The sequence below is a fragment of the Streptomyces sp. NPDC093260 genome, from assembly GCF_040683715.1.
Taxonomy (GTDB): Bacteria; Actinomycetota; Actinomycetes; order Streptomycetales; family Streptomycetaceae; genus Streptomyces; species Streptomyces sennicomposti.
Window position 1 is genome coordinate 88,557 of the sequence record NZ_JBFBEK010000021.1, and the last position, 12,974, is coordinate 101,530.

Here is a 12,974-nt window from a genome sequence, read left to right on the forward strand (position 1 = left end):
GGCTCAGGGGGTCTCGGGGTCCGAGGCGGCCTGCCGGGCCGGCTCTTCCAGAGCCCGAGCCACCCTCAGCGCCAGCTCTCCGCTGCTCTCCGGCGTGAGGCCGCGCACGCCCTGGGAGGCGACGACGACCTGAGTGCCGTCCGGCTTGGTGATCGTCACGGTCTGGCTGCCGCGCCGGGTCTGCAGCCAGGCCACCACGCCGGCCGCCAGCGTCACGGTCAGGCCGCCGGGCTGGAGCAGCAGCTCGATGACCGAGCCGAACGCGCCCATCGATCCGGGCGCCGGCGACGCGGGTACGAGCGGCACGACGGCCGGCCGCAGCTCGGGGTCGCCGCGTAGCCACTGCCGCAGCTCGTAGGCGTCTTCGGCGGTACCGCCGACCTCCAGGGCGACTTCCACGTGCATGGACCCTCCGTAGCGCTCCATCGCGGCGGAGCCGTACGAGGTTACGCCCGTAACTCCCGTGTCACCAGGTTGGTTTCGGTCGCCACGTGGTTGCGGGCACGCCGGGTTGTACGGTGATCCCTCGCACGCGGGGGCACTGCAGGCCGGGAGCCGGGGCAGAGGGAAGCGCCCAGGGGGCGCGGAATCCTGACGGCACTCGGGCGGGAACTCGCGCGTGGATCGCGGTCCGGCCACGGATCGCGAACACGTTCACCCACGCGCTCAGGCGCTCCGAGTCAGCGGACGTACCCGGCGGTGATCCCACCCCGTGTCCGGTCGCGGGGGCAGAACTGCGGTCCACAGCCGTCCATCCGTTTCAGGCACTCGTGGCACAGCTGCCCTCCACGCCGGTGCACTCACGCGAAGGATCGAGCTGCGTGGTGCGTCAGCTTCACCGTTTCGAGCGGTTTGACGATGAGGCTGTGGGCCCGGCCGTGACCGTGTCATCGAATTTCCGGATGACATGGCGACAGTACTTACCGGATGGGCTGGGGGCGGCGCGGTGGAGGTGAGGGGGGTGCATCACGCCTACCGTCGGCGGGTGGTCCTGCGAGGTGTCGACTTGGACCTCGGGGCCGGTGTGCTGGCCGGGATCGTCGGCGAGAACGGCGCGGGCAAGACGACCCTGTTGAAGATCCTCGCCGGTGAACTGCGTGCGGATCGGGGCGCGGTGCGTCACCGGGGGCGCTTCGGCTACTGCCCGCAGGATGTGGTCCTCAACGACGCCCTGACCGTCCGGCAGCACCTGGAATTCTTCCAGACGGCCTTCGCGCTGGACGATCTGCGTCATGCCGAGAGGGTGATGGAGGCTCTGCGGTTCTCCCAGTACGCCGACGTGCGGGCCGGGGTGCTCAGCGGCGGGACCCGGCAGAAGCTGAACCTCACGCTCGCGCTCATGCACGATCCGCAGGTTCTGCTGCTGGACGAGCCGTACCAGGGTTTCGACTGGGACACCTACCAGCGCTTCTGGGAACTGGCCGCCCAGCTGCGCGACGCCGGCCGCTCTGTCCTGGTGGTCTCCCATCTGGCCTACGACACCGAACGCCTGGATGAGCTGTGGCGCCTGGAGGCGGGCGCCCTGCGACTGGAGACGGCGGCACCGGCATGAGGACACACCTGAGCCTGTTCACCACGGCGACCCGGTACGACCTGATCGAGCACGCACGCAACCGGTTCGCCGTGCTGCTGGTCGTCTTCTTCATTCCCACCTGGATCGGCCTGGTCTACCTCACCATCCCCCGCAGAGCGGCCCCGTTCCGCCTGGCATCCACCGGAGAGAGGCTGGCGCCTGCCGGCAATGAGCTGACACAGATCACCGGTGCCCTCAACGCCGTCACCCTGGTCACCGGGTTCATGATGTTCGCCGCGACCTTCACCGGCGGGCGCTTCGACCGGCGCCTGGCCATGGCCGGCTACCCCCGCACCCATCTCGTCCTGGCGAAGGCCGCCTCCATGATCCTGGCTTCCGCGCTCCTGGCCGCCTACGCCACCGCGGCCATGTGCATCGCCTGGACACCGGAACAGCCCTGCCTGCTGGCCGCCGCCCTGTTCTGCGCGGCACTGACCTACGGCGCCATGGGCGTGGTCTTCGGCTCCCTGCTGCGCCGCGAGGTCGAGGGCATGTTCGCCCTGGTGATGACCAGCGTCATCGACGTCGCCCTGCAGAACCCCATGGTCAGCTCCGGTGCCGACAGCCCGCTCACACGCTTGCTGCCCACCTACGGATCCGTCCAGGCCGCCACCGCGGCAGGGTTCTCCACCACCTGCGCACCCGCATACCTCGCGCTGCAGCTAATACCTCGCCCTGCGTATTCACGACGTCGGCGGCTACACGTACGCCTCGATGATCGAAATGTGCGGCCCCGCTCCCATCCCGGACGAGGTCTGGAACGCACCGGCAGTCCGGGCGCTGATCGGGTGCGCGGTTCTGCTTGTCGGAGTGGAGAACGATGTCGTCTCCTACCACAAGGAAAAGGCCGAAGGCCAGACGTCTCCGAACTTCGTGGGAATCCTGGAAGCGACCCGCGGACTCTCCTTCGACCAGGCCGTCACCGCGGCGATCGAGACGCGCGACCGCCTGATGCTTCTCTTCCTCCGTCTGCGCGAGCGCCTGCTGCCCACAGCTGAGACGCCCCTGCAGTACCTCATCGACCGACTCGGCCAGTTGATCATCGCCAACACCGAAGTCACCCGGTGCGCGCGGCGCTACAACCCGCCACCCGCACAGCGCATGGCCCTGGAAGACGTCATCAGGACACCCGAATGCTGGGCACCCTCGCTGTCGACCACCGACACCAGCCCCCTGCCCTACCCGAGTATCTCCTGGTGGTGGGACCACTGCTGAAGAACCGCTGACCCAGTCGGCCATGACGTTCGAGCGTCGAGACACGAACCTTGAAAGGGCCGTGCCCGGGGCTGAGCAGGCGCACAGGAACAAGCCCGTCCGGCACTTCCGGGCGGGCTCGTTGGCCGTGGCCGCGCGCACGATCTCCAGACGGGTCTCCGCCGACTGCACGTCCTCGCGCCGCATGTCGTTGACCGCGAACTCCGGCAGGGCCGCCACCGTCATGTTCCGTTTCCCCTCGGGCAGCTCGGCCTCGTCCACCGGCTGGGGGTCGCTGGACATGGCCGGACCGACGTAGCGCTTGTGCGCCTGCTCCTGACGGCGCCGGCGACCGGGCCGGTCCCTGTGCCGGACCGTGCGACAGTTCGTGCACATCGCTGTTGCCCGCTTCCGCATCGCACCGCCGGGGTCCCCCGGCGCCAGGCGCCGGCCCTTCCGGACGTTCTCGGCGCCCGGGCGGGCGACCGTCCGCACCAGCGACCGGCGCCACAGTGCCCGGTCGGCCACTGCCCTCTGCCAGGGTGCTTCATCGGGCCGGCTTCGAGGCATCCGGTCCCCGGGAACTCGGTGGCTGTACCCGCGCGCCGACAACCATCGCGCCCCACTGCCGCCGGGTCGTCGGGGAACTGGAGAAGCCGGAGAGCCGGAGAGCCATGAGCCGGATGCGCGACGAGAGGGTCGAGACGGTAGGCGCCTTCCCGTTCCGACCCCCTGGGCACGTGACCCGTGTGAGGCCTTCGGGTACGGAACGGGTCCGGGTCGCTGCGGCTCCCCACGGGGGCCACGAAGCGGCGGGAACCGCTGCCGCTCTCCGATGACGGGCGGGGGTGTCCCCGTCCGTCATCGGACAGCGGCTCCGCTACAACGGGCGCTGCCCCAAGAGCTGGTGCGCGACAGGGTCGTCACCGAGGAAGCGTGCCAGTTCCCTGCGGGTCGGCGCGGTGGCGGGGCCGTTCCGGGTCACCGCGTAGGCAGCGGCGGCGTTGGCGCCGCGCGCGGCGGTCAGCGGGTCGTGGCCCTGCCCGAGCAGGGCGAGGAACGAGCCGACGTGCGCGTCTCCGGCGCCGTTGCTGTCCACCGCCTGCACGGGGAAGCCCGGCACGTGCACCGGGGCTTCGCCGGGTGCCGCCAGCCAGCAGCCGTCCTTGTCGGCCCGGACGACTACCCCCGCACCCGGCGCGAGCCGGTCCCGCAGCGCCGTGGCGGCGGCCCGCGGGTCCTCGTGCCCGGACAGCAGCCGTGCTTCGCGGGCGTTGGCGCTGAGCCAGTTGGTGCGGGCCAGGACTGGGGCCAGTACGGCCTCGGGGATGTCGGCCACCAGCGGCGCCGGGTCCAGGCAGACGGTGACGTCCGCCGGCAGCCCGGCTGTGAACGCGGACAGCAGTGGGCCGTTCCCCGGCAGCACCAGCCCGTAGCCGGAGAGCTGGAGCAGGTCGCCGGGGCGCAGCCGCGCGGCCACGGCGTCGACGTCCGACCGGGTGAGGGTGGCCTCGACACCGAAGCTGGTCACGAAGGTCCGCTCGCCGCCGCCGTCGATCAGGGCCACGGTGAAGCCGGTGTCCCCGTCCGTGCGGGCGGGCAGCAGCGGCACGATGTGCTCGGCGGCGAGCGCCTCCCGGACCAGGTCGCCGTGCGGGCCCCTGCCGTGCAGCCCGGCGAAGACGGCCTCCGTGCCCAGGCGGCGGGCCGCGACGAGGGTGTTGAAGCCACCGCCTGCCGTGGTCTCGGTGCGGGTGCCGATGACGTCGCCACCGCGTTCGGGCAGCGCGGGCACCTCGATGACCAGGTCGGCGATGACATTGCCGGCGAGCACGAGTCGGCGGTTCATCGCCGGACCTCCTGAAGCGCGGGGGAGGCGGTCGCGCCGTCGCGGCCCGCGGCGCCGGAGCGGCGGCCGAACAGTGCGTACACCGCGGCGCCGACGGCCATCGAGACGGCCCAGCCGAGCCCGTTCACGCCGAGCCAGGTGTCCGCGAGCGGGCCCGCGAACCACACGTCGGTGTCACTGGTCGACGCCTTGGTGAAGAGCAGGCCGGCGACGATGGCGGCGGCCCAGCCGGCGACGGCGGGGAGCCGGAAGCCGCCCGAGTACCAGTAGCCGCTGGTGCGGGTGGTGTCCATCAGCGCCTCGGAGTCGTAGGAGCGGCCCGACAGCGAGTCCACCGCGATGACTCCGATCCAGGCCGAGACGGGCACGGCCAGCAGGGTCAGGAAGGTGGAGAACGGCCCGTAGAAGTCGTCGGCGATCAGCATGAAGTAGACGCCGCCGGCGAACATCAGCACCACGTCGAGGGCGACGGCGGCGGCCCGCGGCACCCGCAGACCGAGGGTGATCATCGTCAGGCCGGCCGAGTAGGTGGACAGATGGTTCGACATCAGCAGTCCGCCGAAGGCCGCCACGAGGTAGGGGATCGCCATCCAGGCGGGCAGCATCGCGTTGATCGCCGCGACCGGGTCGGCGGCGGTGGCCAGCGACTCGTCGCCCGCCGAGAGCAGCGAACCGAGCGAGATCAGCAGGACGAGCGGGATACCAGCGCCGAACGCCGAGGCGGTGATCAGTCTGCGGCCCGGGATCGCGCGGGGCAGGTAGCGGGCGTAGTCCGCGCCGGCGTTGGCCCAGCCGATGCCGGTGCCCGAGGCGATGAACCCGATGCCCGCGACCACTGCGCTGGCCGGGCCCGCCGGGGTGTCCAGGACCTTGGTCCAGTCGACGGTGGCGGCGAGGAAGCCCATCACGACCAGGTTCAGCAGGCCGAAGACGACCGTGGCCCACTTGTTGATCCACATGATGGTGGCGTGGCCGAGGCCGCTGATCAGCAGCGTGCAGCCGATGAAGACCAGCAGACAGACGATGGTGAGCACGGTGTTTCGGCCGACACCGAACGCGGTGTCCAGCAGTGCCAGCAGCGCGTACGCCGCCGTCGTCGTGGAGATCGTCTCCCAGCCGACCCGGCTGAGCCAGCTGATCAGGGTCGGCCCCCCGTTACCGCGCTGGCCGAAGACCGAGCGGGACAGGGTCAGGGCGGGCGCGCCGCCCTTCTTGCCCGCCAGGCTCAGGGCCCCTACGAGCGCGAAGGAACCGAAGGCCCCGACGACGGCGACGAGCACCGACTGCCAGATGTTCAGGCCGCGGAAGGCGACGAGCGTGGCGCCCAGGGGCAGTCCCAGGATGCTGATGTTGGCGGCGAACCAGGTCCAGAACATCTGGCCGGCCCGGCCGTGCCGTTCGCTTTCGGGAACCGGCTCGATTCCTCGGGTCTCGACGGCGCCGACGCGATCGTTCGTCTTCGAAGCGGTCATGACGGAACCTCCTTGCGGTGTGCGGGGGAGCGGGCGGAGGGAAGGGGCGGGACGGCTGCGGGGCGGGCGGTCAGCGCAGGGCGAGCAGCTCACCCGTCAGGGCTTCCAGGTTCAGGGAGTTGACCCTGCGGAGGGTCCCCACGGCCTCGGCGGGCAGTGCGGCGAGACCGGTGACCGAACCGGCGACGGCACCGGCGATCGCGCCGATGGTGTCGCTGTCGCCTCCGAGGTTGGCGGCGAGCAGGGCGGCCCGCCAGGGATCGCCCTCGGCCACGGAGAGGACCGCGAAGGCGGCGGGTACGGACTCCTGGCTGGCGACGCTGGTGCCGACCAGGGTGACGATCCGGTCGAGGGCCTCGGCCCGCGGGAGACCCCGGACCAGGTCCCACGCCCAGGCCACGCGGGTGGCTATGTCGGCCCCCGCGACCCAGTGCCCGCGCCGGGCGCCGGCGCGGGCCGCGCTCACCGCGGCGTCGACGGCCTCGTCCAGGCTGCCGCCGCCGACGCCGGTACTGACGGCGGCGGCGACCGCGGCGGCGCCCGCGATGCCGATGCCGGTGTCGTGCGTGACCTGGCAGGACTCCACGACGCGGTCGAGGAAGGCGTCCAGCGGCTCGACGGCGCAGGCAATGCCGACCGGGGTGACGCGCATGGCGGCGCCGTTAGTCGTGCCGGTGCGCCCCGCCTCGTGCGCCGGGACGCCACGGGCCACCGCGTCCAGGGCGGCCTTGGTGGACGGGCCCAGGAGGTCGAAGGAGCCGTTGGCCTTCATCTTCTTCTCCCAGTCGAGCAGTTCGTGTGCGAGTCGCAGCGGGTCGATCCGGCCCCGGCCTTCGGCGACGAGTCGGCCCACGATCACGGCCTGGTCGGTGTCGTCCGTGACGGAACCGGCCGGCATCCCCCTGCTGATGGGGTTGTCGGGATGAGCGGGGACGAAGCCGGTCAGTGTGCCGTAGCACCGGACGACGTCCTGGCGGGACATCGACTGGGTGGGCATGCCGAGGGCGTCGCCGAGGGCGAGCCCGTAGTAGGCGCCGAGGGCACGGTCGAGCGGGTCGGTCACAGTCGGCCTCCTCGGCCCGATCGGATGTGCAGTTCGAACCGGGCGGGGTCGAGCAGGCTGGTGACGTGCTCGACGACCGAGCCGTCGGCGGCCCGGTACACCTGGCTCAGGCGCAGGAAGGACTCACCCTGCGTACGGTGCAGCAGGGCGGCCTCGGTCGGGTCCAGCCCGCGCACCGTCACCAGCCCCTCGCCGGACTCGGTGACACGGCCGGCGGCGACCAGGGTCCGGCTGAGGGAACCCCCCTCGAGGCCGCGCTCGGGCAGTCCGGCCAGTTCCGCGGTGGCCGGCACCCTGCTGTGTTCCAGGGAGACGCCCTGCCCGTCCGGCAGCCTCCTGACCCGGTCGAGGGCGACGAACGCGCTCGACGCCAGCCCCAGCTCCGCGGCCAGGGCGTCGTCCGTGACCTGCTCGAACCTGATGGTCTCCGTGGTCAGCTCGGTACCCTGCTCGGCGAGCGCTCGGGTCCAGCCGAGGCGGTGGTCCAGCGGGGCCCCGCCGTCGAAGGTGACGAACGAGCCGATCCCGGCGTGTGTGGCGATGAGCCCCTCCTCGCCGAGCACCTGGAGTGCCTGCCGCAGGGTGGTGCGACTGACGCCGAAGCGCTGGGTGAGGGCGTGCTCGCCGGGGAGTCTGCTGCCGTCGCTGTGAACTCCGGCGCGGATCTCGGCGGCGAGGACGCGGGCGATGCGATGATGCTTGTGTACCTGTCCAGGCATGTCTAGACAGTAAGGGGAGGGGCGGCACCAGGTCCATAGCTCCCGCCTCTTTTCTTTTTCGCGATAGCGAGGAGCGAACGAGCACAGAGGGTGTGCCGTCCGGCCGGCCGGGGGGAACCGCGCGTGGGCTGGTGTGGCTCCGGTGGATCAGTTGACGGCTGCCGCCCTCGCAGCGGTGGGTGTGGGTGAGGGCGTCGTAGGGGTGTTCTTTCAGGCTGTGGTCCGGACCGTCGCTTGCGGTCCACCGACGGCGTCGGATCTCGTGGGCGAGGGTGCAGGACGTGATGGTGACCGCGATCCTCTCGCTCCAGGACGTACGCGACCCCGCCGCAGTCGGCGGATGGCTGCGTTCGGTCGTCCGCAACAACTGCCGGACGCGGCTGCGCGCGAAGCGGCCGTCCCCGGTCGCGGATCCCGAGTGGTTCCTGTCGGCCGACGAAGCCTTCGGGGCACAGGAGCTGATCGAGCGGGCGGTAGGCGGCAAGCGTCCCGGTGATGGCGGCGAATCGGCCGTGGCGGCGTTACGGCCGGGAGCGTGGCGCGGTAACCGGCTCGGGACCACTTGAGGCTGGGGCGCGGGGTCTGGCTGGGCCCTGCGCTGGCTATGCTGCCGACCATGACCAGCGGTGTGAACACTGAGCCCGCCATTCTTGACGCCACGGAGCTGATTTCCGATCCGCGGCTGGAGGTCCGGTTTGCGGAGTCGGCCCACCGGATCCTGGCGAGCCTGGTCAGTGTGGGTGCCGCGCTGGGCTGGGTCGAACCACCCTCGCGGGATGAGGTGACGGAGCTTCTCGGGCACGTCGTCTCCGCGGTGCAGGCCGGGGATGGGGCCCTGCGTGCCGCTTATCTCGGCCGTCAGCTGGTCGGGTTGGGGTACTGGCTCCGCTACGCCCGACCGACCCATCGGCCACACGCCGATCTCGAGAAGATCGCGGTAGACGCTGCTGCCCATGGTCGTGGTGTCGGTCGGGCGCTGACCGCTGCCTTGATCGCTGACGCCAGACAGACGGGTATCGAGGTCCTCACCCTGGACGCCCGTGGCGACAACACCAGTGCCCTGCGCCTCTACCGGTCGCTGGGCTTCACCGAGTACGGCCGTCTGCCCGACTTCGTCGCCGTCGGCGAACGCCGCTACGACAAGGTCTTCTACATGCTGGACTTGCGCCGACAAGGCTGACCGCTGCCACGCACGAAGGCGCGGCGGCGACTCGCCGGCGTTTCGCGTTCTTTCATGCGAGACGATCAAGGTGTGTGCGGCGGGGATCGACGGTTCGAGGCCGGGTCGGTCGAGGAGATGCGGTCGCGGGGCCGTCCGGCGGCGCTGGGCAAGAGGTTTCGGCCCTTCGACCCGCACAAGGTCCTGCCTGCCGCTGCCTCCGTCGTCGGACGACCGGCAGCCCGGGGACCCCTCGCCCGGTTCGTCGCCGACCTGGTCGACGAGGTGCTCGATCTCTCGCCGGTGCTGGCGGACTACGGTTCGGACACGTCGGACGAGTACTCCGTCCGCCTGTTCGCGAACAGGGGCTTCCTCCTTGAAGACCAGACCAGACCAGACCAGGCGGACTCGCGCAAGTACGCTGAAGACCACGGCACCCCGCACGCTCCCTGCCAGGCCTCATAGCGCTCGCCCTCCTGGCCCCTCAGGCCTCCAGGCCGGGCCTGTCCAGCCGATCGGCCCGGGACGCAGCGCCCGTGGCCGACAGCTACGACGGTTCGATGCCACCGCAAATGCAGTCGCTGCAAGCGCCCGCCCGCTTCACTGGTCTGCCCTGCGCTTCGGCCTCGCCGCTGCAGGCAATCGCCCCCATTACGCGCAGCCGCCAGGCCCCCGGATACACTGCCCCGCCCACCCCGACCGGAGGTCATCTCGGTGTTCCCCGCACGAGTACTCGCCGTTGCCCCGCTGGCTCTGGTGATTCTCGCCCTGTCCGGCTGCTCTTCCTGGGGCTGCACCGATACGACGGCGGAGCGCGGTAAGGCTGGTGTCAAGGTGCAGATCGTGGACACGGACGGGCAGCCACTCGGCGTCACCGCAGAGGTCGTTGACTGGACTCTTGAGCCCCACCCGCAGGCGCCCTCCGAAGGTGACCAGGTCCACTTCCGCTTCCGCTTCGACGGCGCCGATGAATATTCCGACCCAGCAGTGGACGCCTGCGCGGTCGACAAGGAGCGCGTGGCGTTGGGGTGTCAGACGGTCACCTCGTCCCAGGCGTTCGGGCCGGCCGACGCCCCCCTCACGGGCGACTACTGGCTCGACGTCGAGCACCCTGAGAAGGTCGGCGCGGTGCTGTTGATCCCCAATGACCGGTCCTACGACCGGCGCACCTGCGAAGTGGACATCAAGGACGGTGGCGGGACGCATCCTCCGAGAACACCCAGCAAGGGGGACCAGCTGTAGGGAGGTCAAGGCAGTTGAGCACGAGGCACGACGTCCCGTCGCGGGCGGGCCAACCCGGAGCATCTGCTCCGGGTTGGCCCGCGCACGCCCGATCAGTTCGCGGCCGGGACCGGGTCGCGGGTCGGTCCGGGCATCGCCGCGGGTGCGGGCGTCTGCTCAGGGTCGAGCTCGGTTGTCACCGCGGAGGGAGCGGGGGTGGGGGCGTAGGGGATCTCTCCGCGCAGGACAGCCTTGGCGCGGTCCTCGTCGAGCTCGCCCTCCCAGCGGGCGACGGCCAGGGTGGCGACGCCGTTGCCGACCAGGCTGGTCAGGGCACGGGCTTCGGACATGAACCGGTCGACGCCGAAGATCAGCGCGAGGGCGGCGACCGGGACGTGCGGGACGGCGCTGAGAGTCGCGGCCAGGGCGATGAAGCCGGAGCCGGTGACGCCTGCGGCGCCCTTGGAGGTGAGCAGCATGACGGCGAGCATGACCAGTTGCTGGGGGAGGCTGAGGTCGATGCCGAGGGCCTGGGCGAGGAAGACCGAGCCCATGGTGAGGTAGATGGCGGTGCCGTCGAGGTTGAAGGAGTATCCGGCGGGCAGCGTGATGCCGACGACCGGTTTCGAGGCGCCCACGTGCTGCAGCTTGGCCATCATGCGCGGCAGGACGGGCTCGGTGGAGGAGGTGCCCAGGACGATCAGCAGCTCTTCCTTGATGTAACGCAGGAAGGGCAGCAGCCGTAGTCCGTTCAGACGCATCACGGTACCGAGGACGACCAGGACGAAGAAGAGGGAGGTCAGCCAGAACGAGCCGACCAGCAGGGCCAGGTGACGCAGGGTGCCCAGGCCGTAGTGGCCGATGGTAAAGGCCATCGAGCCGAACGCGCCGACGGGGGCGAGCCGCATGATCCAGCGGATGAGCGTGAACAGGACCGTGGAGAACTTCTCGATGCCCCGGGCGATGCCCAGGCCGGCCTCCCCGCTGGCATGCAGGCCGAAGCCGATGAGCACCGACACCAGCAGCACCGGCAGGATCTCGTTGCCGGTCAGGGCGCTGACCAGGGTGGCCGGGATGACGGCCAGGAGGAAATCGGTGAAACCCTCGTGGGCCGTGGTCGCCTCCGGCGGCAGGCCCTTGTCGGTCAGGGCCGAAACATCGACGTGCAGACCGCTGCCCGGCCGGACGACGTTGACGACGACCAGACCGACCACCATGGCCACGGTGGTCAGCACCTCGAAGTAGACCAGAGCCTTCAGGCTCACCCGGCCGACCGCGCGGGCGTTGCCCATGGAGGCGATGCCGTGGACGACCGTGCAGAAGATGATCGGCGCGATGAACATCTTCACCAGCGCGATGAAGCCGTCGCCGAGCGGCTTCAGGTCGACGCTGAAGGACGGCCACAGCCCGCCCACGGCGGCGCCGAGAAGGACGGCGATCAGGCACTGGACGTAGAGATGGGACAGCATCCGGCGGATGCGGCCCGGTGGTGCGGTGACGGTACCCGGGGCGGCGTCGTTGCGGCTCATGCGGGGCGTCCTTCCAGGACGGGTACAAGGAGTTCGGCTCGGGCGATACGCCGGGCGGCGCGGTGCAGCAGCACCGTGGGGGACGCGCCGTCCGGTGCGGGAACGGTTCGGGTGGTGACCACGCCGGCGGGGGTGCCCAGGCGCAGCGTGCCGTCGGTGGTCTGCCGGGCGACGCGGTGGGCGAGGGTGCCAGGGGTGGCGGCGGCCGTGGCCAGGGCCACGGCGGAGGTCAGGCCGATCGCCGGGTGCGGGGCGTGCATGGAGACCATGCGCACGGCCAGGTCGTACTCGTCTTGGTTGACGAGGATGCCCTGTGCGGTGCGATAGAGCGCAGGTCGGGCGACGATGCCCATCTTCGGCACCGTGTGACTGACCGGATCGTCCTCGCGGGCCAGGCCCATGGCCAGCGCTGCCTGTCGGCGCAGCAGCGTCAGCGCGGGTACTGCGGCGGCGAACGCGGTGAGGGATTCCGTGCCCTCGAGGCCGAACGCCTTGGCCTCGAACAGCGCGGCGGGCGCGCCGGCGTCCATCAGGGACACCTCGACGGGTCCGTCCGGGCCGGTCAGCTCGTCCAGTGTCCGGCCGGTCGGCAGTGCGCGGCCGGTCGTCGAGCCCGCCGGGTCCTCGAACCCGAGCAGGACCGGCACGCCCGGTGCCGAGGTACCCGGGACCACGGCCGTGCCCTCCTCCGGGGCCAGGCCCGCGGGGGTGGGGATGGTGCCGGTGAGGCGGGCCCCGGTGTTGACGTTGAGCATGCGGACGGTGGTGGTGCCCGACGTGATCGGCACGAGCTGGTGGTGGACGGCGTAAAGGGCCACGGCAGTGGCGCAGTTGCCGCAGTTGCTGGCCCACTCCACGCGCTCGTCGCCGATCCCGACCTGTGCGAAGGCGTACTCGACCTCCACACCCGGCTGGGTCGAAGCCTGTACGACGGCGGCTTTGGACGTGGTGGAGGAGGCGCCGCCGACGCCGTCGATCTGGCGCGGGTCGGCGGCGTTGAAGGCGGCAAGCAGGAGGGCATCGACGTCCACGCCCGTGGCGGCCACGTCGTGGTGGTCGAAGATCCAGCATTTGCTGGTTCCTCCGCGGATCATCTCGCCCTGCAGACGCAGCACAACTGACTCCTCACAGCCATGGAAGGGGACCCACCGTCGGTCTCGCCGTGCGTGGTGTCCTCCACGGTGGGTTACGCCAG

General features: G+C 71.0%; 14 protein-coding genes and 2 pseudogenes. 9 read left to right on the top strand and 7 right to left on the bottom strand.

Going from position 1 to position 12,974, the window contains the following annotated elements; translation table 11 throughout:
• Positions 1-3 precede the first annotated feature (3 nt).
• Positions 4-405, bottom strand: a complete 402-nt coding sequence (locus tag AB0N63_RS25050) for a hypothetical protein (protein ID WP_365531678.1) — start codon at positions 403-405, stop codon at positions 4-6.
• Positions 406-946: 541 nt separating this feature from the next.
• Here AB0N63_RS25050 and AB0N63_RS25055 point away from each other — a divergent pair.
• The 5 genes and pseudogenes from AB0N63_RS25055 to AB0N63_RS25075 all read left to right on the top strand — a co-directional run bounded on the left by AB0N63_RS25055 (position 947) and on the right by AB0N63_RS25075 (position 3,086).
• Entirely contained in the window at positions 947-1,552 is a 606-nt protein-coding gene (locus AB0N63_RS25055; protein ID WP_365531763.1) for an ABC transporter ATP-binding protein, read from the top strand.
• Positions 1,549-2,202: pseudogene (locus AB0N63_RS25060) on the top strand (ABC transporter permease); the annotation flags it as partial. The gene AB0N63_RS25055 and the pseudogene AB0N63_RS25060, both read left to right, overlap by 4 nt.
• 94 nt (positions 2,203-2,296) lie before the next feature.
• Positions 2,297-2,452: pseudogene (locus AB0N63_RS25065) on the top strand (terpene synthase family protein); the annotation flags it as partial.
• Positions 2,453-2,524: 72 nt separating this feature from the next.
• Positions 2,525-2,788: a hypothetical protein gene (locus tag AB0N63_RS25070; protein WP_365531771.1), complete on the top strand. Its 264-nt coding sequence runs from the start codon at positions 2,525-2,527 to the stop codon at positions 2,786-2,788.
• Between the two features lie 22 nt (positions 2,789-2,810).
• The gene (locus tag AB0N63_RS25075) at positions 2,811-3,086 is read left to right on the top strand and encodes a hypothetical protein (RefSeq protein WP_365531680.1); all 276 of its coding nucleotides are present in this window, start codon (positions 2,811-2,813) and stop codon (positions 3,084-3,086) included.
• 561 nt (positions 3,087-3,647) lie between these two features.
• Here AB0N63_RS25075 and AB0N63_RS25080 read toward each other — a convergent pair.
• From AB0N63_RS25080 to AB0N63_RS25095, 4 genes are all read right to left on the bottom strand, one after another.
• Complete coding sequence (locus AB0N63_RS25080; RefSeq protein ID WP_365531683.1) at positions 3,648-4,616, bottom strand: PfkB family carbohydrate kinase; 969 nt, start codon at positions 4,614-4,616, stop codon at positions 3,648-3,650.
• Positions 4,613-6,088, bottom strand: coding sequence for a cytosine permease (locus AB0N63_RS25085; RefSeq protein WP_365531686.1), 1,476 nt, complete (start codon positions 6,086-6,088; stop codon positions 4,613-4,615). The genes AB0N63_RS25080 and AB0N63_RS25085 overlap by 4 nt, the downstream gene beginning before the upstream one ends.
• Before the next feature lie 70 nt (positions 6,089-6,158).
• Positions 6,159-7,151, bottom strand: coding sequence for an ADP-ribosylglycohydrolase family protein (locus tag AB0N63_RS25090; protein WP_365531688.1), 993 nt, complete (start codon positions 7,149-7,151; stop codon positions 6,159-6,161).
• Positions 7,148-7,870: a GntR family transcriptional regulator gene (locus tag AB0N63_RS25095; RefSeq protein ID WP_365531691.1), complete on the bottom strand. Its 723-nt coding sequence runs from the start codon at positions 7,868-7,870 to the stop codon at positions 7,148-7,150. Before AB0N63_RS25095 ends, AB0N63_RS25090 begins: the two co-directional genes overlap by 4 nt.
• Positions 7,871-8,154: 284 nt before the next feature.
• On the opposite strand from AB0N63_RS25095, the gene AB0N63_RS25100 reads away from it, so the two are divergent.
• The 4 genes from AB0N63_RS25100 to AB0N63_RS25115 all read left to right on the top strand — a co-directional run bounded on the left by AB0N63_RS25100 (position 8,155) and on the right by AB0N63_RS25115 (position 10,271).
• Positions 8,155-8,436 carry a hypothetical protein gene (locus AB0N63_RS25100; RefSeq protein ID WP_365531694.1) on the top strand — a complete coding sequence of 94 codons (282 nt, stop codon included), beginning with the start codon at positions 8,155-8,157 and terminating at the stop codon, positions 8,434-8,436.
• Between the two features lie 50 nt (positions 8,437-8,486).
• The gene (locus tag AB0N63_RS25105) at positions 8,487-9,050 is read left to right on the top strand and encodes an N-acetyltransferase (RefSeq protein WP_365531697.1); all 564 of its coding nucleotides are present in this window, start codon (positions 8,487-8,489) and stop codon (positions 9,048-9,050) included.
• Positions 9,051-9,104: 54 nt separating this feature from the next.
• Positions 9,105-9,494: a hypothetical protein gene (locus AB0N63_RS25110; protein WP_365531700.1), complete on the top strand. Its 390-nt coding sequence runs from the start codon at positions 9,105-9,107 to the stop codon at positions 9,492-9,494.
• Between the two features lie 249 nt (positions 9,495-9,743).
• Positions 9,744-10,271: a hypothetical protein gene (locus tag AB0N63_RS25115; RefSeq protein ID WP_365531703.1), complete on the top strand. Its 528-nt coding sequence runs from the start codon at positions 9,744-9,746 to the stop codon at positions 10,269-10,271.
• A gap of 92 nt (positions 10,272-10,363) precedes the next feature.
• Here AB0N63_RS25115 and dctA read toward each other — a convergent pair whose 3' ends face one another.
• Both dctA and AB0N63_RS25125 read right to left on the bottom strand, forming a co-directional pair.
• Positions 10,364-11,779 carry a C4-dicarboxylate transporter DctA gene (gene dctA / locus AB0N63_RS25120; protein WP_365531705.1) on the bottom strand — a complete coding sequence of 472 codons (1,416 nt, stop codon included), beginning with the start codon at positions 11,777-11,779 and terminating at the stop codon, positions 10,364-10,366.
• Positions 11,776-12,894, bottom strand: coding sequence for a PrpF domain-containing protein (locus tag AB0N63_RS25125; protein WP_365531708.1), 1,119 nt, complete (start codon positions 12,892-12,894; stop codon positions 11,776-11,778). Before AB0N63_RS25125 ends, dctA begins: the two co-directional genes overlap by 4 nt.
• Positions 12,895-12,974 lie beyond the last annotated feature (80 nt).

What these genes read in the sequence shown, in the direction of transcription:
- AB0N63_RS25050 (WP_365531678.1), bottom strand. Translation starts at nt 405, where the DNA reads ATGCACGTGGAAGTCGCCCTGGAGGTCGGCGGTACCGCCGAAGACGCC.
- AB0N63_RS25070 (WP_365531771.1), top strand. Translation starts at nt 2,525, where the DNA reads ATGCTTCTCTTCCTCCGTCTGCGCGAGCGCCTGCTGCCCACAGCTGAG.
- AB0N63_RS25075 (WP_365531680.1), top strand. Translation starts at nt 2,811, where the DNA reads ATGACGTTCGAGCGTCGAGACACGAACCTTGAAAGGGCCGTGCCCGGG.
- AB0N63_RS25080 (WP_365531683.1), bottom strand. Translation starts at nt 4,616, where the DNA reads ATGAACCGCCGACTCGTGCTCGCCGGCAATGTCATCGCCGACCTGGTC.
- AB0N63_RS25085 (WP_365531686.1), bottom strand. Translation starts at nt 6,088, where the DNA reads ATGACCGCTTCGAAGACGAACGATCGCGTCGGCGCCGTCGAGACCCGA.
- AB0N63_RS25095 (WP_365531691.1), bottom strand. Translation starts at nt 7,870, where the DNA reads ATGCCTGGACAGGTACACAAGCATCATCGCATCGCCCGCGTCCTCGCC.
- AB0N63_RS25100 (WP_365531694.1), top strand. Translation starts at nt 8,155, where the DNA reads ATGGTGACCGCGATCCTCTCGCTCCAGGACGTACGCGACCCCGCCGCA.
- AB0N63_RS25105 (WP_365531697.1), top strand. Translation starts at nt 8,487, where the DNA reads ATGACCAGCGGTGTGAACACTGAGCCCGCCATTCTTGACGCCACGGAG.
- AB0N63_RS25110 (WP_365531700.1), top strand. Translation starts at nt 9,105, where the DNA reads ATGCGAGACGATCAAGGTGTGTGCGGCGGGGATCGACGGTTCGAGGCC.
- dctA (WP_365531705.1), bottom strand. Translation starts at nt 11,779, where the DNA reads ATGAGCCGCAACGACGCCGCCCCGGGTACCGTCACCGCACCACCGGGC.